Annotated in this window: 10 protein-coding genes; all 10 read right to left on the reverse strand. The window is 55.2% G+C overall.

Annotated elements, in window-relative coordinates:
- Nucleotides 1–11: 11 nt before the first annotated feature.
- The 10 genes from Pla22_RS15365 to Pla22_RS15410 all read right to left on the reverse strand — a co-directional run bounded on the left by Pla22_RS15365 (nucleotide 12) and on the right by Pla22_RS15410 (nucleotide 26756).
- Nucleotides 12–2228 carry a M50 family metallopeptidase gene (locus Pla22_RS15365; RefSeq protein ID WP_146515721.1) on the reverse strand — a complete coding sequence of 739 codons (2217 nt, stop codon included), beginning with the start codon at nucleotides 2226–2228 and terminating at the stop codon, nucleotides 12–14.
- Nucleotides 2229–2296: 68 nt separating this feature from the next.
- A complete protein-coding gene (locus tag Pla22_RS15370) occupies nucleotides 2297–4351 on the reverse strand; it encodes an efflux RND transporter periplasmic adaptor subunit (RefSeq protein WP_146515722.1) in 2055 nt (684 codons plus the stop codon).
- Nucleotides 4352–4674: 323 nt separating this feature from the next.
- Nucleotides 4675–5625: a ribose-phosphate diphosphokinase gene (locus Pla22_RS15375; RefSeq protein WP_146515723.1), complete on the reverse strand. Its 951-nt coding sequence runs from the start codon at nucleotides 5623–5625 to the stop codon at nucleotides 4675–4677.
- Nucleotides 5618–6367, reverse strand: coding sequence for a sugar phosphate nucleotidyltransferase (locus Pla22_RS15380; RefSeq protein WP_146515724.1), 750 nt, complete (start codon nucleotides 6365–6367; stop codon nucleotides 5618–5620). Before Pla22_RS15380 ends, Pla22_RS15375 begins: the two co-directional genes overlap by 8 nt.
- Before the next feature lie 56 nt (nucleotides 6368–6423).
- Nucleotides 6424–6651, reverse strand: coding sequence for a hypothetical protein (locus tag Pla22_RS15385; protein WP_146515725.1), 228 nt, complete (start codon nucleotides 6649–6651; stop codon nucleotides 6424–6426).
- A 131-nt stretch (nucleotides 6652–6782) separates the two neighbouring features.
- Complete coding sequence (locus Pla22_RS15390) at nucleotides 6783–8093, reverse strand: 3-keto-disaccharide hydrolase (protein WP_146515726.1); 1311 nt, start codon at nucleotides 8091–8093, stop codon at nucleotides 6783–6785.
- Between the two features lie 375 nt (nucleotides 8094–8468).
- On the reverse strand, nucleotides 8469–16163 hold the full coding sequence (locus Pla22_RS15395) for a choice-of-anchor Q domain-containing protein (RefSeq protein WP_165440695.1): 7695 nt from the start codon (nucleotides 16161–16163) through the stop codon (nucleotides 8469–8471).
- 498 nt (nucleotides 16164–16661) lie between these two features.
- Nucleotides 16662–17105: a hypothetical protein gene (locus tag Pla22_RS15400; protein ID WP_146515728.1), complete on the reverse strand. Its 444-nt coding sequence runs from the start codon at nucleotides 17103–17105 to the stop codon at nucleotides 16662–16664.
- A 3-nt stretch (nucleotides 17106–17108) separates the two neighbouring features.
- Nucleotides 17109–19598 carry a PilW family protein gene (locus tag Pla22_RS15405; protein WP_146515729.1) on the reverse strand — a complete coding sequence of 830 codons (2490 nt, stop codon included), beginning with the start codon at nucleotides 19596–19598 and terminating at the stop codon, nucleotides 17109–17111.
- Nucleotides 19599–19610: 12 nt separating this feature from the next.
- Complete coding sequence (locus Pla22_RS15410) at nucleotides 19611–26756, reverse strand: hypothetical protein (RefSeq protein WP_146515730.1); 7146 nt, start codon at nucleotides 26754–26756, stop codon at nucleotides 19611–19613.
- Nucleotides 26757–26808: the final 52 nt, after the last annotated feature.

Raw genomic sequence — 26808 nt, forward strand, 5'->3', positions numbered from 1 at the left:
CGGCCACACGCTTAGCGAAACCTGAGTAACGAACTGAGTGTTCGTGTGACTCGATCGGCAACTGATAGCGGCTTGGCTTCGATACGCGAGATAGCGTCGAAACCAGTGATCATCGGCAAGGCGTCCACCTCTGCCAATTCGACTCGAACTAAATAGCTGGTTGACGCCGGTTGGGTTTGGCGGGAAGCACGGGGATCATCCCGGCGGTCGCGGTCTTGTTGTTCGTTCCACTGGCGGATCGAAATGCTGACGACCTTTCCCGAGAACGTCTTCGACGGCACCGCCGCCAAAGCTAACTTAACGTCGGCGCCGACTTCGATGCGTTCGACTTGCGATTGCGAAAGGACAATCTCTGCGTCCCATGCTTCGTCGACAAGCACGCTCATTAGTTCAAACCCCGATTCCATCAGGCAGTTTTGGTTGGATTCGTCCGTCGGGTAGCCTGACCAACTAACCAATCGTGACTGGGACATTGCCTCGACATCTTCATTTCGACGCGGCGCGGCAAGCAGTTTTCCACTAGCGGGCGCTTTGATCACTAGACCATCGCGGCGTGATCGACGACTTTGAAGTTGTTGATGCAAATCGTCCAGCAACGCTTGCTGACTGGGAAGATCGTTTGCCGCTTCGGGAGTATTCAACGATGCCAAGCGAATTGATTCGACGATGCTCGCTTGACTCTCATAGCGACCCTTGGTCTGCAGGTATTTCAATTCAACATCGGGATTCGAAAACGTCGCAATCGCGTCACCTTCGTTTACCACGTCGCCCGGCTTTGCGTGCAGTTCGGTAAATAATCCAGTGGTGGAAACGTAGATTGGGGCTTCCTGGCGTGGCAACACGCGAGCACTGGCGGATAGGCTCGTCGGCAACGGGAAGAAGCATGCAGCTACTAACAAAGCTGCCCCGGCAACGGAGAACAACGAACGCTTCATCTTTAGTTTGCCTCGACGACCCGGGTTTTTGAGAAATTGATAAGGACCACGCAGCAAAGCGAACAACATTCCACCGGCTGCGAAGACACACAAGACGCGACCCACCGATTCCAACCGATACGGTCGCAAGATAAGCGACACGATCCAAAGGATGACCAGCGTTAGTATCCAGCGATACAAGAACGCGGCGAGTGCGTAGGTCGTGAACCAAAACTTTTCTGATGCCGTCAACGATTCGTCCGACGACTCATCCACGCCTAGGAACAGGTTCGCCGCTAGATTCGACAACATCCTAGTAGACTTTTGTCCTAGATTAGGAACGTCCCATAGGTCCGACAGGACATAATATCCGTCGTATCGCAGTAGTGGATTGGCGTTAAACACAATCGTGCTGACACCGCATACCAGCATCACGTTCATTGCAATGTAGTGAACGATGCCCGGTGCAGTGGATGCCCAAATGAGCGTCGCCAACGATGCCAAAACGAGCTCAGTTGCAATGCCCGCGAGTCCCACTGCGGCGCGTTGGAATCGGCTTGGCAACATCCACGAATCCGAGGTGTCGCAGTAAAGAGCTGGCGTGAACACCAACAGCATAGGGCCGATCTGGTGGCACTCACCGCCGAAGTGCTTGCAGATGATCGCATGACCCAGTTCATGAAAAACCTTGGTCGTCCCAATCACAGCCGCCAGGATCAGCACCGATTCGAGCCGAATCCATTGACCCATGCTGGGGAACTCAGTGGAGAACGTGTCCCAACGGATCACGAAAACCGCCAGCGCGTACAAGCAAGTACAAACAATTACCATCAACGCTAACGGCGAAAGGAACGGTCGTGCGAAGGGGTAAAGCCGTTTCAATAACGGTTCTGGATCGACTCCGGGGAAGCGTATGAACAACAATCCGCTAAGGTGCTGCATCCACTTCTTGCGTTGTTCTTTCGTGCGACGTGTTTGCAACCGTTGACCCTGCTCGCGTGCGTCCGAGATCGTCAGGCCACTTTCGTGAAACCGAAACAACAAACGGTTCAAGTCGACGGCGGATACCTTGTCCGGAGCGAACTGCTGCTCGTAGGACTCTTTGATCGAGTCGAGAGAAGTCGACCCATCAAGCATTTGCAAAACGAAGAACTCATCCGGACGCATCCGGTGGTACTTCATCGCCACTGGATCTTTCGCCACCACGGCCGATTCGTGTTTGTGCTTCGTAGCCACAAATTGCAAGTCACCACGAACGCGCACCGAAAGCGGTTGCGAGGTAAGCGATTGCGGAGTGGATGGCGTTTGGGGCACAGGGGTAAGGCGTGAAGAATGAAAGGTGATGGGACGCTTCGCGCGAAGGGGACAACGATTGCGGAAGCCTAGAAGTGAAACAAGATATTCCGGTGCACGAAGTCGAACACATCGCTGAACCAACTTCGCAATAGTGATCGTTCACCACACGCGATCTTTGCCGTCACGTCGGCACCCGCTCGCATCATCGTTGCGTCAAAAGGCGCACCAGAAGATGCATCAGACGTTGGGTTTGTCAAATCGTCAAAGTGGACGACCGCTTCGGCATCGATGATTCGATTGCCCGTGGTGTCGAGACGTGCCGCGGTTGCAATGGTCTGCAAGTTCGCTCGAAACGACTGTTCGGGAAGCGTGGCGACAGCGAACTCAATCGGCAAATTCGGATTGTCCTTTGCGGCTTCAAGGACCGGGCCGGCGTCTCGGTCGGGAAGGTTCAGATCCAACGTCCATGGACCAGCGGTGCTGACGACGCTGACAAGCAAGTTGCCTCGCGACACGGGACGATCGCTCAATCGTCGCTGCAACTGCCAAGCAACGATTGTTCCGTCGATCGGTGCGGTGACGATCAGTTGCGATTGTTGTTGTTCAAGGATCGCTTGCTGAGTCTTCAGGTTGGCCAGTTCGCTCTCGAGTTGTCGTTGTTCCATTGCCAATCGGCTTGACGCGGACACATCACTGGTCTCGGTCAAACGCATCGATGCGAGCGCTCCCAAACGACCTGTCTTGGTCTGAATGTCACCGGCAAGTGACTCGGACTGACTCTCTAGATCGGCGTTCTCCAATTCTAAAATCGGATCGCCCGCTTTGACGACTTGGCCGTCAGTCACCAGCAAGGTTTTGACGACTCCATCGAGTGGTGCAAAGACTTCGCGTCGCATGGCAGGTTCGAGCTTGCCAGTGGTTACGACGTGATGTTCAACGGGGATCAAAATCGACGCCGTCAGCAGACCTACCAGTGCAACGGCTACGGCCGACGTGATCGGGAAGCGAGATCTTGACGTCAGAGATCCAATGGCTTTCCAAATCGGTAAACCAAAAACCTTGCGATGTTCAATGGAATTGGTCAACGCCAACATCGCTTCGGTAGCAATGATCGACATCGGTGGGCGGACGCCCGGTGGTGCAACGCTCGTGAAGTATTCCAGCACGATGACACCGACAAGCTCGCCATGCTGGTCGAAGGGATCAGCCGATACCACGTCCTCGTCAACTTCATCGGAACTTGATTGATGTAATGGCAGGATGATGGCTTTGGCGACGCCTGACTCATCGAGATAGTAGTCGAGTGGTTCTTGAATTTGGGGTGGCAACGGGTCTTCGCTCGGCAACACCATGGGACGCGCCATGATGACTGCGGATTGCGTCAACCGTTCAATGGACTTCACAGCGTTGCTGCGGCGATCGACAACGCTCACACCGCTGACCGCAGTGACGCGAAATTGCCGCGCATGCGGTACGAGGACGGTTACGCGGTCGCAGTCGAGCATCCGGCGAGTTTCGTTGGCAATACGATAACTGGTTCCGGTGACGTCGAGGTCGCGATGAAAGGAAGCGAGTGACCGAGTGTCCTGAACCGAGTGAGTCGCCGTGGTCAAGTCGGTTGGTGATTGACGACGCAGTTCGGTTTCTGGAACCGGCAGCGTTTCGACGACGCTGCGAGTGGATTCGGCATAGCGGCTTAGCGTTTGCAAATCCGTGACCTGTTCCATCGGTGTCGGAGCTTGTTCGGCTGGGTAGATCATCAACAATGCGGCACGATGGGGCGCATGCGTGAGCTCGATGCGAAGGCCGCGTCGATCGACATCGTCATCCGTGCTGTTGATGTTGCAAGCGATCGCGGAACTGGTCGCGCTGGCGAGCAACTCGGTAATTGCCGAACGCTCGATTTGCTGAGACAGATCGTCATCGGCCACCAGCATCATGGGGTTGGTCCAATGCGAAGTGTCGATCGCAACCAGACCGCTTTGAAATTGGGCCAACAACTCGCTAGCGAGATGCCTCAAGAAGTCAGACCGATCTTTGGACGCGGCTGCAATCTGAGCCACCCGTTGCGAGATCGCATCAGATGAAGTTGCGGCGGTCGAAACGCCGGACGTTCGGGGCGATTCAGAGGAGGAGTTCACGTTTACGTCACGCCAAGGTGTGAGCGAAAGGGACCGAAATGAATCGTGCACCCTACTTCAAACTCACGCAACTGTCCGTCAGCGACCCGAAAAAAGCCCCTGACGGTTGGGCAACCGTGCCAGAAAACACCGGTTGTGCAGGTCGTAGAAGATAGCGTTACCCACGGCCGGAGGCAAATTCCTGTCGCCCAAGCCACCAGTCGCAATGTGCCAGATGCAAGCCACCAGATGCAATGTGCCGCTACCTATCGTGACGAATCGCCACGTATCGACGGGCTCAGCGGAAACCACCTTTATGCGGAAACCACCGTACGGTGATAGGTTTACCGCTCTCGAAATAGTTCGCTGATCGATTGGTCGTGGTGAATACGTTTGATCGCTTCAGCCAACAGAGGCGCTACCGATAACTGCACCAAGTTGGGCAACTGCTTTTCAGCAGGGATCGGAATCGAGTCCGTCACCACAATCGAATCAATCGGTGCATCCCTCAATCGTTCAATTGCTGGACCGCACAAGACGCCGTGAGTCGTCGCGATGTGAATCTCTTTGGCGCCGGCCGCATGCACCAACCGCGCCGCGCCGCAAATCGAGCCCGCGGTGCTGATCATGTCGTCAAACATCAACGCTATTTTGCCTTCGACCGGCCCACCGATGATGGTGTTCTGAGACACCTGAGTCGCGCTGGTGCGTCGCTTGTCGACGATCGCTAACGTTCCGCCAAGTCGCTTCTTGTGACCCAACGCTCGTTTGATACTGCCTTCGTCGGGGCTGACGATGACAATGTCGTTCGGGTCGTAACCCATTTTGGCGAAGTGCTCGTTCAGCACCGGTGCGGCGTACAAGTGATCAACGGGAACGTCAAAGAACCCTTGGATCTGGGCAGCATGCAAGTCCATCGTCAGCACGCGGTCAGCACCGGCGCGAGTGATCACGTTCGCGGCCAGCTTGGCTGTGATAGGCACGCGTCCTTCATCCTTGCGATCCTGTCGAGCGTAGCCGTAGTACGGAATTACTGCGGTGATTCGTTCGGCGCTGGCTCGCTTGCAACAGTCGATCATGATCAACAACTCGAATAAGTTGTCGTTCACCGGCGGCGATGTTGGTTGGACCAGGAATACGTCGCGACCTCGAACATCCTCGTCGAGCTTGCAGTAGTTTTCGCCATCGGGGAACTTACCCAACGTGATGGCGGAAGGATCCAAGTGCAGGTGGCGACAAATCTTGGTTGCCAGATCGACGTTTGCTCGACCACTGAAAATTTTTAGTTCACGCATAACCCATCGCTCGCATTTTTTCGTCAACGAGCCGAAGTTCGTCTGGATTGTTGATGGAAAGAGCTTCGCATTCCTGCAGGACCGGCAAGGCTTCGACCGGTCGGCCCGAGGTTCGCAAGATCGACGCACAATCGGTCAAGTAGTATTCACCTTGAGCGTTATCGTTGGATAGCTTGTCCAGGGCAGCCAAGAGGTCCTGCGTTTGAAACAAGTAAGTGCTCATGTTCACTTCGCAGATCTTCAATTGTTCTGGCGTTGCGTCTTTGTGTTCGACGATGCCGGTGAATTCGCCTGCCGCGTTTCGCACAATGCGTCCTAGGCCCGTAGGATCGTCCTTTTCAAGTGTGCCAAGCAGCAGAGCCGGTTTCGCGTCTTGCAAGTGAGCTAACAACTTCGACAAACTAGTCGGTTGGATCAGCGGGGAATCGCCAGCAACCACAATGGTTGGCCCGGTTTGTTGTTCCAGGACCTCGCGACACATTTGAACCGCGTGGCCGGTTCCGAGTTGTTCCGTTTGGGTGACGAATTCGATATCGCTGCTGCGTTCGGCCAAGGCCAATTTGACAGCATCCGCTTCGTATCCCACCACGACAATCAACTTCTTGACCCCCGCTTTCTCTAACGCATCAAGCACAAAGTGGATCATCGGACGATCGACGACAGGGCACAAAACCTTCGGCAAATCGCTTTTCATGCGAGTACCTTTGCCAGCAGCCAAGACGACGGCACAGGGGGAATTCATAGGGGCAGGGACCAAGGACATAGATCGAAACTCAACCGGCCACCATCGTCCCGTTTTCAGGTCAGCTCGACAACCGGGCCGTAGTACAGATTTCTTTTGCTAATCAAAACAGGGGAAAGATGAACCTTCAGGGTGCATTCGACGTGAGTACTCGCTCGCCGTAGCGAGTATTCGCCCTCAATGTCTCGCGTCGAGCGATCGAAATTCCGGATTCGATCGTGAATTGGCTGATCCACTGATGCCAATGCCGCCACGCCAGTCCCAATTCGAAGCCGTGGCGTCATCTTGGGATGTTCCTGGTTCAGCGAGAAAGCGAACGCTATGCGGCGGTCGTCGCGGCGATACTGGCTATTAAGAGCGGCGGCCCGACGATGGTTACAACCGCCCCACGATCGTTAAAGCGGGGCTGGCATCGTTATCGCGGGGCCGGCAAGATGCCTTCGGATTCGGTGACTGGTTCCGCTTCGACTTGGTCTTGTTCACCAGCGTCTTCGCTTTTCTCGACCGGGAATTCGACTTGCATCAGACCGCGGTCGATCATCCACATGTTGCGGAAGCGAACCGGGTCGCCATGATTCTGTAGCAAGACAGGCAACATGACCGGCTCTTCTGGCTTGCCGTATCCCGTGGGCGCTTCGATGGTAATGTCGTCCTGAACCTTGACGCCGTTTACCCACGACGTGATTCGGGCGTTGGAAAACTTGGTGCCGTCCGAGTTGTATCGCGGAGCAGTGAAACGAATGTCGTAGGTCTGCCATACCAAGGGCGCAAACGCCATGTTCACATCTGGTGCCCGAACGGTATAGATCGCACCGAGTCCGTTGTACTTCGGATCTTGTGCGAACGAATCCAATACTTGGCACTCATAACGGCTGTGAATGTAGACTCCGCTGTTCCCTCGCTTTTGTTCATCGAAGTCGGGCATGTATGGCGTCATGAATTCGATATGCAAATCAAAGTCTTGAATCATCGGCTTGATCGAGAAGCCTTCTGCCAATAATCCTTCGTCGGTCACCGTCGCGTTATTTAGCAGTGATGTGTCCGTGCCATCGAAGAGCACGACTGCGCCTTCGGGTGGCGTTGCACCAAGCGTTCGTGACTTACGAGTGATCTTGTCCAATCGGCCCAATAGCTTTCCACTTGAATCGATCACCGAACAACCGCTGGGATCGACAAACAGAGCGACTGGAATGGAATCGCCAGCGGATGAGCGAATGGACGCACCCGAGAGAACGACCGCTTCACCGGCACGTCGACCGACCAATCGCATCGTGTCATCTAGTTTTCCGCCTTCGCCTGGAAGTCCACCCGAGAATGACAAAGCATCAAAATCGCTTTCACCAATCGGTCGCAATTGAAGACCCATTTGGTCCTCTGGCGAATTTGACGTGCCGAGCGCGTTGTTGCGATTGACGCTGCCGAGAAATTCACCCATCAAAAAGAAGCTCGGATCGTCGGCCGGTGGTGACGTATACGCTCGGGCTCGTTCAGGTTCGGCGGGTATGTCGGCCTCGGATGATTCAGACGTCGATTCTTTCGCCGGGTCGCTGTCGCCGGTTTCGCCGTCAGCCATTTCCTTTTCGGAAGATTCTTCTTCGACGGGGATCGCCTTGGCGATCGGCTGGATCGGTGCTGGGCTAGGAGTCGCTTCGTCGTCTTGAGCCAGGGCGAAGGTGGGACATGCGAAACCGAATAAGCACAACAGTAAAGCAATACGAGCAGTCATGAGGCGTCATATCTTTGATGAGAAGGAAAGAACACGGACGTCTATCGTAATTCGCCAGATTCCGCCATCCAGCCAGAAACAGGACTCGTCGCCACCGTCTGACCAAATTTCGTTCCGATTGCAACTCCCGAACCGTTAATCGCGTAAAACACGGCAAGCTTGGAACATGCGACGATCCTGGGCCAACCCGCGATTGTGGCTAACCCGGCGATCGCAGCAACACGTCACGCACGAACGGCGTTCATGCGGAACGCGTTGGGAAATCGGCCAAGACGCGAAGCGGCTCTAAAACGCCAATTCAGACGCGAAGCGGCTTCAGAACGCCAATTCAGACGCGAAGCGGCTTTAGGACGCCGAGTCATACGCGAAGTGGTTCTAGAACGCGAAGTCATCAAGTCCCATCAATCCTGGACCCTTTGATTGTCCCAGTTCATTCATCGCTTGATCGATCAATGCTTCCGCCACCGTATCGGCGTCGACGCGAGTGACGTCCGCCAACACTGAGCCCGCGAATGAGGCCGAAGCCGAGCTTGAGAACGAGGCCGCCTTCTTAGTCGCTGAGGCGGCAATCACACTCGGATCGGTAAGCATCTTGACCGCGGACGAGTCAGTCACCGCCGCTAACGAAGCTGCATTTCCAAGACTCACCACAATCGGTTCGCCTTCGCCGTTTCCGCTACCAGGCAATCGAGCGAGTTCATTGATGACTCGCAACGCATCGAGCGCGGTCACTGATCCATCGCCGTTTTGATCGTAGTAGAAGTTCGGCCATTCTTGGACCGTTAACGGATCATCGAGTTTGCCGGATTCTTCAGCATCCGAAAAGGATCGTCGAGCGAGTTCGTTGATGATGATAAGGGCATCGTTGGAAGTGACATCTCCGCTGTTGTTAACGTCGCCAGGCCGAATGACGTTTTGCCACGCGTTGGGCAGTTCCACGAGCAGTGATTCGCCGGTTTTGGAGTTTTCAACCAAACGCAAGAAACGTCCATCGACAATGGAAACGCTTCCCATTCGCCAATCGTCCGCGTCCTCGAAGCTGATCGCATCGTCGGGACCGCCGATGATTGATACAAGACCCGTCGTTGGCGACATCACGCGGATAACGCCCGCGTTTAGAACCACGGAATTCGCATGGTCATTGCCAAGGTCGATCGTGTTGAAGTTGGCGACAACGATTAGGTCGAGTGTGAAATCGACGCTTGAGTCCTGGTTGGCAAACCGTAGCGTGTTGGTTCCGCCGAACCCGTCGATATGCAAACTGTGCGGCAGGACAGCAATCGGATCGGAAAGGTCTATCGAGAACGTGACGACCTCATCACCCAGCGTTCCCGTGATCTGCACGGCGCCGAGCGATTGTCCAAAAGCTTTGAAAAGCTCGGTTTGGCCACTCAGGATGGTGTACTGTGAATTCGCACCGATGATTTCCGACGCAGGCCCGGCTAATGTCACGGCTACATCGGGCACGTCAGCGCCATCAAGAATCTCAACCAGGTAGTCCTCCACTTCGCCATCGGTGGCCGCACCGTTGGGCGAAAGCGAACCGGCCGAGCTCAGTCGATAGCGAGCGGCTGTGGTTCCAACGGCTGAACCAGCGGGAACGACAAACGAAACAACGTTGAGCCCGCCGCCGACCGCTACGCTGGATGCAATTTGTTCTCCCTCGTCATCCCAATCGCCGTCTGCGTTAAAGTCGATCCAAGCGTCCAGCATTGCATCAGCGGATGCGTTGACCAGCACACTCGACGAGGTCGCATCGTCGGCGACGGTGATCAAACTAGCTAGTTCAAACACACCGTCGTCAGTTTCGCCATCCGAATCCGCTGCGACCGATGGCACGCCATCCTCTTCAGCATCAAGCAGTAATCCCAAACGGAGGTCCCCGACGACGTGCGATGCGCCATCGTTGGCAATGGTTACGGGGTAATCTTCGGGAGCGTCACCGTAGTCGAGTGTCGCCAAGATATTGATCGAAACGGTTCGCGTGACCGAATCGTAAAAAGGATCCGTGGGGGTGAAGGTGACCGACAATTCTTGGGAATCGCCCGCTGGCAAAATCGTATCCAAGGGTGGGTCGTACACAAATGTCCCTTCGAGATTCGACGTCGCGTCAAGCTGCGTGCTCGTCAACGGATTGCCAAACGCGATCGCGTCAGGCGTATCCCATGTCACCGACAAGGCTTCCTTGATCGTGATCGTGTAGGACTTAGCCTCGGACGTATCAACGCCACCGTTGCTGGTTCCACCGTCGTCTTGAATCGTCACGTCGAACGTTGCGGTCCCAAACGCTCCATCTGCGGGCGTGTAGGTCAGGACTCCTTCAAGGCTGATGCTGGGTCCCGACGAAAATAGGGTCGGATCACTCACGTTCGTCACTGAGTAAGCAGTCACCGATTGGTCCGATTCGTTGTCTGGCCCAACGGCAAAGTCAGTGATGAATCCTGCCACTACCTGATCGCCGGAATCTTGCAGAACCGCTGGTGGCGACATCGGTGGTGGATCAGTTCCGTCGTTGAACGATGGCGCATCGTTCACACCTTCAATCGTCAGCGTGATGATTTCGGATGCGGAAGTATTAGAACCTCCGTTGAACGTCCCGCCGCTATCGGTAGCGGTGACTTCAAAAGTAGTCGTTCCCACCGCATCGGGTGCGGTCTGGTAGGAGAGATGACCGCGAGCGTTGATCGTTGGCACCGCGGTGAAGAATTCAGGATTAGCGATGTTCGACACGGTGTAGGCCGTCAACCACTGCGATATGACTGGAGCAACCCGGAAATCCAAAGTGTAGGTATTCGAGGGACCCGTTTGTTGGATGTAGATCGTGTAAGTACCAGCGTTCAGTGGCCCTTGGAACTTACGGCCGGTCACGTTGCCCGCACGCGGCAGGATGTCGAAACCACCGCTGTCGGGAAGGTCATCGAGTCCAAAGACGGTTCCGCCAAGAAATTGCTGGAAGTCCAAGTTAGGATTGTTGTTAACATCTAGCTCGAACACGTCGTACGGGAAAAACGCGTCATCGTTGATCGCTAGGAAAGCGTTGCGTTCATTGCTCGGTACCGAATCTGCAACGTAGCTGTAGTCTTCCACCAACAGATTGGTCCACTGATACCCTTCTTCGACTGTGAACGTGAACACGTCCACGTTCATGGATGTGCGAGCCGGGTCAAGTCGCCCGCTAACGAGATTAGACCCCGGCGTCAAAACACCCAAATCCGTTGGCGACATATTGTCGTTGGATAGCGGGTCGACGGTGCCATCTTCGCCCTCGTCGTGCAACACGCGAGTGTCAGCAGGAACGCTACTTTCACCTGCACCAGGATCAAAGTTAAACGCGACATCGAAAACGGTTTGAGGGCCAGCGTCTTCCAAAACGTTCAGCTCTTGGACTACTTCAAACGTAGGAGCGACATTCAAAGGCGCTAACTCGAACGCACCCATGTCAATTCGAGCATCGGGACCACCGTTGAATGAAAGCAGCCGAGGCGACCCGGCGCCGCGCTGGTCAGTCGATGGAATCGTTGAGTAAGTCAAGTTATCAACCACACCGGAGTTTCCGTCGACGTTGAACGCAGCTAACCCAAATCGAGCTTCGGTAGTCGCTAACGTTTGAACGCCTGAGATGGCATCAAAGCCGATACCCGAAAGCGTGTACTCAATCGTCATGTTGTCGGCGTTCTTCTCCGTGACCTGGACCTGCAAATTCATTAAACCGCTGGGCGCACCCGAGAGTACCGTTTGAGTCAATTCGTCATCGAAGGATGTAACCGTTCCGTTTCTCGTCGCAGCTCGCAGTTCGCTTAAGACTTCCAGGGTGTTGGCGTCGAGAATTCCCAATCCCAACGTCATTTCTGCGAAAGAATTCGAGCTGAGGATGAATGGGTCTTGAAAGGCAAAGTCGAGTGATACGAGGTCACCGACCTGGGAAAGTGTTTCGCTGCCATTCCAAACGAACACCGCTGTGCCGCTATCTGGGTTTAGCTGACCCTGGCCGTCAACGACTTCGGGGCTGTTCTCGGCGTCACTGAACACATCGATGAAGTCGTAGTGAGTCGCAAATTTATCGATCGAAAAGTCGTCTAGGATGTGACGAGTCCGACTGGGATCATCCACCGTCAGACTCGGCGAACCCGCATCGATCGCTGGGCTGCCCAGTAACAAAGCGTGTGTCGGAGTTGAACCGCCATTGTCAGCTAAATCGGCCAACATCGGATCAACAATGCCCGTACCACTGGCGTCGCCAATGATATTGCCCGTTAATGGATCAGCCGTTTGGGACTCGATCAGGTCGGTGCCACTGTTATCGCCAATCAAGCTGTAACGAATCGTTTGTGGCTGGCGAACCGAGCGGATATCGGGGTGGCTCGTTGTCGCCGTGTTTCCCGCGATGATTGAATTGACAATCGAAAACTCTGTGAAGTGATCGTCAAACCCGGTCTCGATACCACCACCAATGTCGGCGGTATTTCCAACGATTGTGCTGCTAGAAATTGCTAGGCTCTCATAATGCACATGCACTCCACCACCCATATAGCCGGCGACATTGCCTGAAATGGTCGAGTTATCAATCGTAACTTCACCACGGTAGTTTGCGATACCGCCACCGTTCTCGCCGGCCGTGTTGCCTGAGATCGTGCTGTTTCGAAGCTGAAGCGACGATCCGCTTGTTTGCACGAAGATGCCGCCGCCGTCAGTGTCGGTTTGGCCACCCGTGATGGTTACTTTGTCGATCGTCAAAGACTCGCCGTACGCGTCGAAGCGAATCACGCGAGAGTTGCCGCCCGCGTCAAGGGTCACCGGACCAACGATGTAGACTCCGCTCTCGACGACAAGTTCGCCAAGGGTGAGGTCAATTTGCTTTACCCACGGTGCAAAGGTGATCGTCGGCGTTTCCTCCACATAAGCTAGCGCGATCAACGCTTCACGCAGACTGGTGTCCTCGTTATCAAAAGATAATTCGTCATTCGCCGTCGTAACAACAAAGCTAAACTCTTGAACCTCGATGGCACCAATGTCCACTCCGTTGCCATCATCACGAACCGCGGGCAGGCCGCGTTGGTCACTGACTTCGGCGTTTAGATTATTGCCTGCGTCGATTGCGTCGCGACTGGAATCGTCAGGATTCGTCGTTGGCAGTATGAACGGCGTCGGTCCGAGGTTGAATTCAACGATCGGGTCAACCCCGTTGTTTCGCATCACCTTCGTCCAGTCCACGCCTACTAGATTGCCGAGCGTGCCATCGGTGAGTCCGCCGTTTCCGCCGACTCCGATCAAGTTGTTCGACGACAGATCGGTATCAACATCGGATTCAATGTTTGTGAACGTCCCATCGTCCGTTCGGTTACCGACAACGATGCTGCTTTGCAGTACGATGTCTTGCGAGGATAGATTCAAGAGCGCCGAAAGGCCCACGTTGCCCGCAATCGTACTGTTGGAAATCGAAAGGCCGCCGAGTCCCCCAATGTAGGCCGCCGAACCAGAGCCGTCGGCTGCGTTGCCTGTCAACGTTGATTGTCGGATCACCACATTGCTGTCCGACCAAATCGCAGCGCCTTGCGAACCCGTGTTCCCTAGCAATGTACTACCCAGAACCGTCAATGTTGCCGCTGGAATCTTGGAATAGATTGCTCCGCCTTTGGACACCGTTTGGTTACCAGTAAGAACGCTGTTGCGAATCGTCAAATTTTCGCGGCTGTAGATCGCACCGCCGTTGTCTTCACGTTCGTTGCCGTTCGTTGCCGAAGACCCACCCGTCATCGTGACACCCGAAATTTCAACGTCGATCAGATTGGCGTCGTCGCCGTCATCAATGGTGAAGAATCGAGAATTACCAGACGGCCGAAGAGTTAATGACTTGGCGCCCGATCCGGTGATGGTGACGCTGTCAGTGATGGCAATGTCGCTATTGAAATTGATATAGCGATTGATTGAGGGATCGTCATTGGGAAAGAACGTAATCTCTTGCTGACCGGGCTGAAGGTTGGAGGCAAAGACTGCCTCTCGCAACGTCACGACATCATCGGTCAGGTTGAGGTCATCCCAACCAACAGTCACAACGAAATTCGATGCCTCAAATTCAAATCGTTCATGAGCGCCGATGTCGACCGCGTCGCCCGCGAATCTTGGAAAGGCCAATCCCTGTCCATCAAGCACGATGGCCGGATCGGCAACATCAAGCACCGCGTCACTGCCAGGGAAACGAGCGTTGTCGTCGTTGCCAGCGTCGATCGCTGGACTGCCATCGACCAAAGCGTGCGTCGGCAGCCCTCCGCCACGAGTGGACAACGATAGTTCAATCACTGGATCGGTTACGTCAATCAAGTCACCGACGGCGTCGAGTACCGAGTTCGCATCGTCGCTCGACAGATTATTTCCCAACGAAGTGATTACCGCGGAATCGAACGAAAAGTTGCCAGCCGGCGCGACGCTATCGACCACGATGGAGTTCGCGATCTCGATGATTCCTGAATTGGGATCTGCTCCGTTCTGACCGCCGGAATGGACGACGCCGGCTTGGTCACCTGAATTTCCGGCAATCGTCGACTGAACGATGAGCGTACGGCTCGTACTTCCCGTGTTGTCCACGGTATTCAAGACGGCTCCACCCTGAACGTCCGAACTGTTTCCGCTAATGGTCGAGTTTACGATTGTGGTGGTAGCATTGAACGTTGAGATTCCGCCGCCGGCGTACGCCGTATTGTTGTCAATCGTCGATCCGTAAACGTTCGTACGCGCGGCTCGTTCTGTCTCGATTCCGCCACCAAGGGATGTGCCCGTGTTGCCGGATAGCCGAGAGCGGTTCACCGTGACCGTGCCTTCGTTGAAGATGCCTCCACCAAACGCTGCTTGGTTGGATAAGAACTTCGAATCGGTCACCTCAGCCGTCGCACCGTTGGCAACGAACAGTCCACCACCACCGTTGCCGGCCGTGTTGTCTTCCAAAGTCACGTCGTCAAGAGACAAGGTGCCACTGCCCCGATGCAGAATCCCCGCGCCATCGTTGCCCGCTACACCACCACGAATGGTCAGCCCGGCGATGGCGATATCAAAGTCTCCGGTGACTGTATCGAAAACCCTGTCATTGATTCCCGTCGCACCACCAGCGTCGATGGTTGTCAATTCCGAACCGGCACCAACGATGCTGATGTCATTGCGAAGGTCTAAGTCTCCGGTAGCATTGCTATCGTCCGCGCCGGTTAGGGTCAGCGTATGAGTGCCCTCGCCGAGCACAATTCGGCTGGCCGCAGGTGCCGAATTGGCGATGTTGATGGCTTCACGAAGGCTCAATACCCCGTCACCTGAATCAACCACATCTTCCAACGTCGTGACGTCGAGAGTCAGCGACTGAATGTTCAAGTCAAAGTCGCCCGCGTCAGCACCGAGCCCATCGACGCGAACAAAGTACTCGGCTCCGGCAAAGAGATTCACCACCGTCCGTTCAGGCGAACCAGTTGCCCCATCGTTGACGGGAACGAGGTAGTTGCCGACGATCGGTTGCCCAGACTGGGTATAGACATTGAACGTCGCGTCCAGGGTCACATCGGGCAGGACTTCGATGACGTAGTTGCCAGACTCTGGTGCAACGAAAGAGATAAAGTCAAAGTCTTCCGTTTTCGACACATTGCCGCTGGCCGTCGCCGTCTCACCGCTGAAAGTAATCGCAGAGGACGCAAAGCTTTCATCGCTGAACGCGTTCAGTTGAAACGTTCCCGTGTTGTCTTCTTGGCGTTCACCCACCAAAAATGACAACGCGATTTGACCGTTTGAAGATGCTCCCAACTGCGGGTCCAAGTTGGACGTATTGTCATCCGAATCGAACTGGTCTGAGGTCATCCCTGCCGTGCCGCCATAGACTGCGATTTCCAAATCTAGATCAACGTCAAATGAGAACGCTTGCACTTGGATGCCGAGTCGATCTTCGTTGGACGAAAACGTGTAGCCTCGTTTTTGGTCGCCCGTGTTAATCGTCTCGATAAAGGAGGCGTCTCCGAATTGGTTCAAGTAGACTTCGCGAATCGACGAGGCCAAGCTATTGGCATCAATCGGCAAGTTAATCGCGTCCCCGGCGAGCATTTGCCGCGGCTCGAGGGACTCAAAAAGTCGCTTCCGTTTTCCACACCAGCGCGGTTTGTTCCTGAACCTGCGCGCTTTGCTGGATCGTTGCTGAAGAGAGGAACCCGAGGAAAGCACCGGTTTGGGGAATACCATGAAGTGAACATCTAGAGAGGGGGCGGGGCGTCAGCAGAGAAGTCGATTCTAGCCTGCCACGTCTCCGCTGTGCTACTGAACGCAACAAATTCGAATTCGTTTGGAATAAGACATTCCGAATTGGCGTGCATAACGACCCAAAGCGCCGGTGCGCCGAGCCTACTTAGCACGGTTAAGGCCGAGCCTACCTAGCACGAATAAGGCCGGGCCTCCTTAGCATGGACAAGGCCGAGCCCAAGCGGGACTCAGAGCGGTTCTTGCTGTGTATCGGACGACAATCGGCAAACGCACTTCGACCGCAAGGTGAACCACGAATGCAGCGGGAGCATCGACTGCGGGTCGTTCAGCTCGTACAGCGGCAAGCTACTCAATCGCTTCGAACCATTCGCAAGTGACGCCATCCTCATCGCATGCGACAAAGACACGTCGAGCGGCGGGAAAGTCATTCACCGATTCGCCGTCGCCGAGGTCCCGAAAAGCGCCGATTTGCAGGTCCAGGTGCAAGCCAACCAGCGAGTCGAGGTTGTTGGCAGGGACCACGCGGCAAACATCGTCACTGCCCGTAGCACCCAATTCACCCACCTCGTCTGTCACGCCGTTGCCGCCATCATCGATGCCAGCCCGTCCCGGCAACCCATCCAACCCCGGATCAACAACCACAATCGCCCCCGGATCATAGACCTGGGATATGGTTGTATTGGGACCGGCACAGGCACAATCGCCACCGGTTCCTTTAACCATCTCCATCATCCGCATTCCAGCCAGCACTGCCAGCAAACCCACGAATAGTTTCAATCCATCACGCATCGTTTATTGCAACTGTTCCACAATCGTAAACTCGGTCATTTCGTCGTTATTTGGATCGTCGACACGAATGGTGATGCTTATTGCTTCAAGATCAAGCTGCATCGGCGGTGTCGTTTCTTCGACGTCCCTATCAAACCGGCCTGTATCGATTTGTACGCCAATCGGACTTGCCGGCGTACGAGGCTCAAACTCAATTGGCAACGCGAAAGGAACGACCCGTTGATTGAGGTTCCAACACGTCCCCACAAGCTCGCCAACGAGTGAACCATCAGAGGTGTCCGTTTGGTCGAACCCGTCCGACTCATACGAGGTCGTCCAGGTGTCAAACGTCGGTTGAAAGAACAACGGTGTTCCGGCAAAAATTCGGTTCGGGGCACCTGTTTCGTCAACGGCCAACCCGGAAGCACAAACAAGTTTTCCACTAGAACGCATCGATTCCAATACCTCAGAGCCAGCGCCATGAGGACTGACCTGCGTGAACTCGGACGTCAGGTAGGTTGCGAATCGGTTTGAGACAGGAACATCTCGTGTCGTAACAGCGGCTGGAAACGGGATCGAATAGCCAGCTTCAGCCGTGCGTTCACGCAGCACTCCACCGGGCAGAAACGGATAGAGCAGATCGACGAACGCACCGCGTGAACCCAGGCACTCATAGTGGGAACCTGCGGTTACCGTGGATGGGTCCGACGGATCGAAAATTGGATTGGTCAACAAGTAGTAGAGCGCTGGATCCGAAGGTCCAACGATCTCATCATCACTCCCTGGTGTGCCGAGTTCAGTATAAACCCGCCCTGTTCCTGGGTCGTACGTTTCGTTCGCATTGGGGCCAATGTCATCATCGTCATCAGGTCGCCCCGGAAAACCATCTGGCCCGCTGGTAATGAATACAGGCGCGCTGGGGTCAAAGCCCTTGACGTCGAACGACAAAATGCCGGTTGCAATCACATCTTCGCCAGTGCGATCCCAACGCGGGTCGGTGGCAATTGGAGTGCCAGCGGGAATGTAACCACGTTGCCAATGACCTCCGTTGGTTGTCCCCGTCGGATTCGGGTCACCCAGTTCAAAGTGTGGCAGCAACCATCCGTTGAACAGTCCGATGCCACGGTTGGCCGGCACGTTCAGCGACGTCGTACTCGAATGAGCCGTCGGGAACCACGCGGGACGCGGTGGCGTCGCGCCGCCAGTAGTGGCGCGGGGGTCGGTTGTTCCTTGCCAATTCCAATTCAACAGCGCGTCATTCCAACCGACGGCCAAAAGCGGCATGGATGTCATTAGATCGCCAGATGCGAACGTGCCGCGACTGGTTCCCATGTAACGACCCGGGTATCGGACATGCGCGAACCGGTTTTGAGGTTCCGTCAAATCGGCAAGCGAGTTTGCGGCGACGTACGGCGTTGGTTCGCCAGTGCGTGGATGAACGACACGCCGCAGCGAAATGTCAAAGAACTGATGCAACGGGGCCATTCCAACCAACCAATTGCTCTCGAAGACAAAGCGATTGTCGGTTTCACTGGTTGGGTGTGCGTAGTTCGGAAACCTGATGGGCGGCGCAGTGCCGGACGTGTTGTTAGAGACACCGATCGGATAGATCCCCGCTAACGCATAGGGAACCACGTCAGCGGCCGGTGGTGACGTAGGTGCCGGCGGAGTCATCGGGCGGAGCACCGTTGCATCATGAGCGAACAAAGCATTGCCACTAATGTCGGGCACGCGTCTGCGCACGTTCAGATCGGGTCGGATCAGAAGAGTGCGTTGGTGTAAGACAATTTCATCGGGCACCAAGTCATTATTTGCGTCAACGTACAATGGCATCCCGGAATCTTTCGCAAAGCCGGCAGAACCAGGTGCAATGGAAGCGGGTGCATAGATGATATCGTTGGTCGCTGGATCGACTTGCCATTTCGGCGACGCCCAGATGATGATCTCTGCAAACTTAGAACGAATCACTCGGGGTTCCATCGGATCGGTCGCTGTGTCGTCAACCAAGTAAGCAGGCACCTTGCCGGAAAACCACTGACCAGACGGAGCTTCGGCCGTGAAAGCCAAGTAATCGTCGAAATCACCGTACTTGGAAAATCGTCGATACGTGGGGCTGTTAATCTCCTCGAACGGTGGCGTCGCTGTATCGCCTTCGCCAACAACAGTGCCATCATCGGGGTTCGTGCGAGTTGGTTGGGCACCGTACATCGCGAACGAATGCTCGGTCAGCGGACCCTCGTAGTACATGAAGTACCCGCCATCGTCGCTGGCGACCACTGGCGGTGACGCGCTCACCGAAAGTGTTCGGAGGTCAGACCGCAACTGAAAACCGATCGTTCTTGCTTGGCTACTGAGTGTGATTTGCGAACGGCCCTTCTTGATTGATTTACCAATCGCACCAAACGACTTGGCCAACGCTGCCATCAGCAGCAGCGTGATGGTCATCGCGATCAACAACTCCACCAAGGTGAAGCCCCGTCGTCGTTTCGCAAAGTTTAACTTTGAAAGATTCATGGGAGCTACCTGTTATTCGTTGATCCGAAATAGTTTGACTGTGTCCATCGCGTTGTTGAGCCTACCGGGCTCGTACATCACGGGGACGCTGCGGTCGATAATGAAGAACCCCTTGGGGCGACGAATTTCGCCTGTGCTGATCCCCGCTTCTTCACCCACCGACATCGTCTCGGCGTCGACATTGAAGTACCCCACGGTGATCCAAACCGCGAAGACATTCGATTGGTCGGTGGCCATATTTGCCAACCGTGTGATTCCCAAATTTTTATGAATCGGGCTCTTGGTGTGACTCTCGGGCGGCGTAGGTTCAGCAAGACGCTCAAACGCAGGCTTGACCAGATTGGTTCCGTTGCGATCAACATCACCGCGAAGCAGCGTTGATTGAATCGGGCTAATCGCTTCGCGCTCGATCGGATCGAAAGTCCCGGCGGGATCATTGATGCGGGCCGAACTATCGTCTGGATTGATCGGGCGAGTCCTCATGCTTTCCAGCGGTGCGATCACTCCGCCCATCGCTGACTTAAACACGCCAGCAAACTGAGTTGGAATGTTGCGATCGAACGAAGCAAGTTCAGCCGTACCCGTGTTGTCGTCGTGATCGAACGTTTGAATCGGGTTGCCCCCGCGTTCAAACCAATTGTTCGCTCGACTGGCAGCCCCGGTATCGGGAGTGTAGCCACGACGAGTCCTGAGGAATTCGTCAAAGAACGCGCCGGTACCGGCCGGCAGGTTGTTGCCGATCGTGTCATCCAATTCTGCTGCAGTGGAAAAGCCACTCATCAAAGCCTTGTAAACTCGAACGCTCTTGATGGTGTTCAGATTGACAAGTCCATTGCGGAACTGACCAGAACGGAAACCAAACGGTGGTCGGAAACCATTCATAGCGACATCGTTCGTCCAAAAACCGCTGTAGGAACCAGGCGGTGGAGTGCTGGGAACGATCCACGATCCCGATGCACGGTTCCAAGTCATGGTTGAAGTATCAACATTCGTCCAACTTCTAGGGTCGGCGTCTACGGTGCCAATGGGACCAAACGTTGTCATGTCAAAGCGAGGGCCGAAGAGCGGTTGAGCACCGGCGATAAGAGGATCGAGTTCGGCGCTAACGAAGTCAGTTTCAAAATCGAACGGTGGAGGAACCTCGACCCATTCCAACAGACGCCAAAAGTTTGGCGAGGGCCACTTTTCTTCGACCGACGAATAGGGTCGCCTCATTGCTGGAATATCTAGTTGCGTCGAATCCATCGAGTCCACAGGCAGACCCACGAAATCAGGAGCGACTGGTGGTCCAGGCAACCAAGGATGCTTGGTACCCGTGGTTGTGCCGCCAGTGCGGAACGTTTCCGGTTCATACGCGAACACGTTGTTGCTACTGCCAAAGTAGTTCCACAGATGCGTGAACCGCTGATTGAAGTCATAGCGACTTGGATCCGCAGGCGTCTTGGCGGTAGGCAGTGCTGGCGGGATTGGCGGTGGTGCCGTCGTGGGTGCATTCGAGACGGGTACCTGATTGAATTCATTTCGGAATTGGTCTGAACCGATCTGCGAAAGCGCCGATCCGAATTCAAAGGTAAACCGTCCTGGCCCGCTGGTGGGAACCCACATCAATTCGTACGGACTCACGAACGGACGATTGAGCCAAGTGACGTTGGTAATGAAATTAGTGTGCGACAAACCGATGAACGGCATCATGCCTGGCGTTGCTTGACCCACCGAAGGACTTCCTGGCGTGTACGCCGAAGTTCCCTGCTGCCAACGTTCACCGTACGACGCGTTGGCGTAACCCAGCGTGGTCGAGTGGTCAGTGGGAAGACCGACCGAGTTTGACGTGGCGTCTGCAACGACTGCGGGGTCCAGGTGCAAAGCGATTGGGAAGTATGGCGTGTAGGGAGCTGCCGCAACGTAGGCCGTTGGAGTCGTTACTTCTGGCGGGAACGTATTGACGCTGTATGCCAGCACTTCAGGCACGACCGTTGTCGCGGCATCCGTCACCGACTTGCCTGTCTTGTAACGACTGGCAAGTTTTTCTGGCAGTGCTGCACCGAATGGATCTGGGTCAGCATCATCGACCCACAGATCATTCATCGCCATGTCTTGCAGGCTACGGTTGTTGTCATCCGTTCCATTGAACACCGTTAAGTCAATCGTGATGTAGTCCAGCGTGATGTAGGGATTCTCGATCGCATTGTAAGGTTGCGTAGGATCAGCCAAACGTTGCAAGTAGGCCGTCTTGAAATGCTCATGAGTACCAGTCAACTGACCAGCAGGCCCAAACGCTCGGTACAGTTCCGACATGGCCGGGTTCGCATCAAACGGCAGGTCAGGAAGCGCTCCCTCGGACTGGTCGTAGTCGATGTACGACAGCGGCGCGTTGGTGACTGACGTATCGAGTTCGTGAGTCGGTTTGGTGTAGTAACTACGACCAGCCGGCGGCGTGTTGTAGGGCAACGGCTCGGAGACATTCAGACCGATTGGCCCCGTCACTGCACCAACACGATCTGTCGCCCCCGATGTTGTCGCGGTTGCCCAAACGGGCGGAGGATCCGCAGCGGCCTGAATGCCAACAATCGGACGAATGGAAGCATTGACGACTGGACCGACGGTACCGTCGAAGATCGGAGTTTGCGATGTGTCAGAAAGATCAGTGTAGGCAATTGAGTTAGGAAACAACTCAATCTTTTGACGCGACCAAAATTCCGAAGTGTCGGTAGGCGGAGTCGTAAACTCACCGGTATTGGGATCGAGAAACGTTGCACCTGCAGCATCCGTTTCGTTGATGCCAAAGTGCGTTGTCGCTCGTGGCCCAATCACAACATGCTGGCCCGGTTCGACGAAGACGCCACCTAGCGAATAGCTGCCCGAGGGTACTCGGTTGTAGAACACTTGGCCTTCGTCATAAACGTCGGCAAGCACACTCACCATGTTGGCGGGATCAATTCCGTTGGCGAAGAACACCACACGATCAATCGCTCGTCGCCGCTGAGCGTTTTGCAATGCATAGGTAGCAGTCGTATTTGCATTGAAGTGGTTGAAACGATCGTCCAAGAAATCTGGCATTTCAGGCTGTAGCGTCGCCGTGTCACGATTGACGGCAATCGGCGTCGGCAGAGACGCAGCCGCCGCTATCGCTCCGCTACCCACTGGTTGCAGCAGATAATCGGGGGCTCCTTCGTAATAGGGTGACGTATCTGGTTCCGTCGATGACGGACTAACCAGCGCGGACTTAGCACTGATCGCAGCGGGCGAATGAACTTCACTGATCGCGACTCGCCAAACTGGAACCTGAGAAGCAACCGGCCCGGGAGTCATCGCGCCCAAGTTGAGAGCCCACTGACCTGATGGCAGACGTGTGTAAATCTCGCGAGGCAGATTCATCGTGTTGACAGTGTCATCGGCTTCGTCGGCCGGCACACGCCAAGGTTGCGGGCCACGAGTGTTGCGAAGTTCCAGAAACAGCGATCCTTCAGGGACCAAGTACTGATCCATGTCGTCATCGCCACGTGTCGCCATTCCATTGGTACCGTTAAGCGACTTATCTGGACTGCCGGCATTGTCCTGGTCGGTGTCACGAACTCGGCGATCGTGAAAAGCGAGAGACTCTTCAAGGCTAAGCTCGGGGAATTCCAGTCCCCAAACTGTACGATAGGTCGGCAGCACAATCGTTGGCCCGACCAAGTTCACCGTCGCCGCCAAGTCAACATCCCACCCGTCAAACGGATTGGGGTCGTAATCGAAGCGAGTCATCACCGCATCGTCATCGCGGAAGTCAGCCACGTTAACGGCCCACTGCGCAACTTTCCAGGCTCGGTACTCCTGCGCAAATTCGTCTTGTTGCTCGGCTGCCGTTGTTGCTGTCCCTGGGATGAACCGCGAATCGTAGCCGGGTGGAATAGGGGCAGTGTGTGGGAAGTCAAACGCCACGTCTCGGTTGGCGTCGCGAATCAACACCATCGCCATCACGTACAAGTGACGTGCAAACAGCGCGCGAGGAGAAACGTTTCGCGAACCAACAGGGGTCCGCAAGACTTCGCCTTGTGCGATATGAGTGAAGCTACCAGCAGACGAATGCGGCGTCGTGACACCTCCGGTTCCCAAATAATGATTTTCGGCGAGCTGAAAAACTTCGGGAATCGAGACGCCAGCCGGCGTGATCACACCGTTTTGGTCGTCGTCGATGACAAAGTCACCGTCGTCATCGAAGCCGTTGCCAAACTTGGTGTTCAAATCCAGTTTGCGCCCCGCACGCAAGGATTCGGGCATCAATTCCCAAAGGATTGCGTTGCGTGCCTGAGCCGCCAAGCTAGCTCCTAAAGAAACCTCGAACACGGTTTGAGGCGACGAGGCCGAGGTCGCCGCCGCGGTGTTTTCAAAGAACTCCGATGGAAGTCCGCCGCGCACGGTCGCAACCGAGTTGCTCGATACGGTCATCGAGTCTGCCAGGGCTCGACGAAGACGGTCCAGCACGTCCGTGCCCACGGTTCCATTGTTGTGGAAATCTTCGACAAGTGAAATCAATCGATTCGACAGCAGGCTACGGTCAAGCGAATCGTAATTCAGTAGCGGCTCGAGGTCTGCAAGTGTGTAAGGAGCATCGGGTTGTGAGGTCGCTCCCATGTCCATTTCATAAGGATCATCCAACGCATCACCCGCCAGCAATCCACCGCTGCGGGCTTCCGTCGATGCGCCGGCGATGACTAGATCGCCTGAACTGCTTAGACCAAAAGTCGAACGACCGTGTGCGTCAACAGGCAAGCCTTGTGGGTGCGTGGTTGGAATGTTGCGCACATGCGTGTTGGGACGGTTCGCATTGCGAAGCATTCCCACGTAGTCGTTTCCACTATCGGTCACCGGATCTCGCCAATGACCGGGCGCGGCAAAGATTCGGCTGTACGCTGCGTCGTCCATGTCGACGATGCTGCCTGCCCATCCGCGCGATCGAGAGAGCATTCCCGAGCGATCGGCGAGCAACCGTTGTGGCCCACGGATGAAATCATTTGCGAAGAAATTGGATAGCGGTGCGCCAGGAGAAATCGAAGGCGAAAACGTTCCGTAGGAGGGAAATAGCCGTCGCACGTCAATCTCAGCCGGCCCATAGCCCCAGCCCTGCGGCAGACCGCTTACCGAAACGTCGCCGACATTGCCCAAGGTGTCGGTGAAGACGAGCCCTGGCGCAGATCCTGGCGATGACGCTGGGATAAGAAACGTAGGAGTGTGCTGAACGTCACCCGAAATTGCACGACCGCTGCGAATGTTTCTGGCCTGATTCATAGTGCCCGCGAGATTGATATTCACGCGACCACCAAGATCTTCCACCAGGTAAGCCACCAGTGGCTTAACCAACTCACCACGTTCGTTTTCCGTCAATGGCAAACCGGCGTCCATCCAAACGCTATCGACGACGCCATCGCCGTTGTTGTCGACGTCCCAGGAATCAATGATGCCGTCGCCGTCGTCATCGCGACCGCCCAGCGCCAAGGCAAGTTCGATCATGCGATTTCTGAGCGTTACCAGACTGGTGCTGTTGTAATCGATCGGTCCATTGAGCCCGGGTGTCAGGTTGCTGCCGGTAAACCCTGAGTAATCCAGTTGACGAACGCCTGCTGAACGATCCGAAACTACGGCAGGAACAGAAGGGTCGTTTTGAATCGGCAACGGACGCATCGTCGAGCGTTGAAGTGCAACCAACGCTTGGCGAACTCGGTCTAAGGTCCAACTGCCTTCGCGGTTGTTGATAATCCAGTTCACCATTGCCGGACGAACAAACGACGGCGCTGCCTCACCGAGAATCTGATCCGTCGGCATGTAGCTGAGGAACATGTTGTTGAAGTCAGCCGCATCGTAAGGTTCATCGGAATCGCCGGGCGGAAGATCCTGAACGAATGCTTCGACTGGAGTAGCAGGTGAGATCGTGGGCGCGTTGCGGTGCATGGCGTAGTTACCTTGCAGCGCCGATGGAATATCGGTTCCGTTGTAGATCGGCTGATTGGTAGGATTCGTATCGAACGGCCCGGTTGGCACTTGATAAGGAACGCCGGACACTGGTGCACTGACACCACCATTGTCAATCACTGTTGCATTGAGAGCGACCGAGACAACGTCATCCAAATTGAAGGGACGAACCGGGTTGTCGGTACCCACGGTGCGTTTGCGATCGACGCCCATCAGCGTATCAAAACTGGTTCGCGGACGGTCCCAGCCGAGCCCTGGTCCATTGAGCATGCGACCGTTGAGGTAAAAACTGGCGTAAGGCTCAGCCGACGTCGGTAGCGCCGTCGCAGTGGTCGGGTAGTCGTAGAACAATCTTGCATTATTGAAACCGGGGTCGCCCAGCCAATCCGAAAGCGAACGTGATCGGCCTTCGATCGTGATCGGAGCCTGCAAGTATTCTCGAATGTCTAGCACCACTTGGCCGGAAAGCTGTGACCGTCCAAAACTTGCATTGCGATGATCCCCGAAGTACTTGGCAATCGGAAACGTCATGCCTTCCAGCGGTCCGCCACGAAACGTCAGCAATCGACCGTTGAGTTCATCATCTGTACTAAAGAATGGTCGCTCGACGTAAACGGTCGGATCCAACGGCATCGAACTCGAAAAGGCTCCGCTGTAACCGGGATACCGGCGTTCCACTTGCACGTCATTGCGTCGGAAGGGGTAATCTGAAAAACGGTCGATGGAACCAGCCGTGTAAACGCTCGCGTTGTTCGCAGGGAAAGTGTTCGCGACACTAAGTGGCGGCAGGTATAGCAACGAAGGAAATCTCAGAAATTGCTGATTGAGCAACACTGCCGGGGCGACTTCTGAGGACGGTCCCGTGAACGCAGCAGGCGGAGCAACGTGCGCCTCGACCCCGTCTCGCATTCCATACAAATCACCGAGTAAGTCGCTTCCCCAAATCGACGTCTCAGGACCGTTACTGCCAACCAGTAGCTTTTCGAGCGCGGTTTCCACCGAATCGGAAGCGTCAATTCTTGATGATTCAAACCTAGCAATACTACCGGCCGATTGCCGCTGCCGACTCGTAAAGACCAAATACGAAACCGCAAGGATGCTGAACAGAGTCAACATGCCTAGCACCACCAGTAGCACGATCCCACGTCGTTGCATCGGTCGATAAACGTTAGCAGCTTTCGTGCGTGCAGTGAGTTGAGAAGTATTCATGATGGGGGCTCCGCAATGCGGCAGGTTCATACAGATCGAAAAGAGAAGAGAG

Source organism: Rubripirellula amarantea, assembly GCF_007859865.1.
Lineage (GTDB): Bacteria > Planctomycetota > Planctomycetia > Pirellulales > Pirellulaceae > Rubripirellula > Rubripirellula amarantea.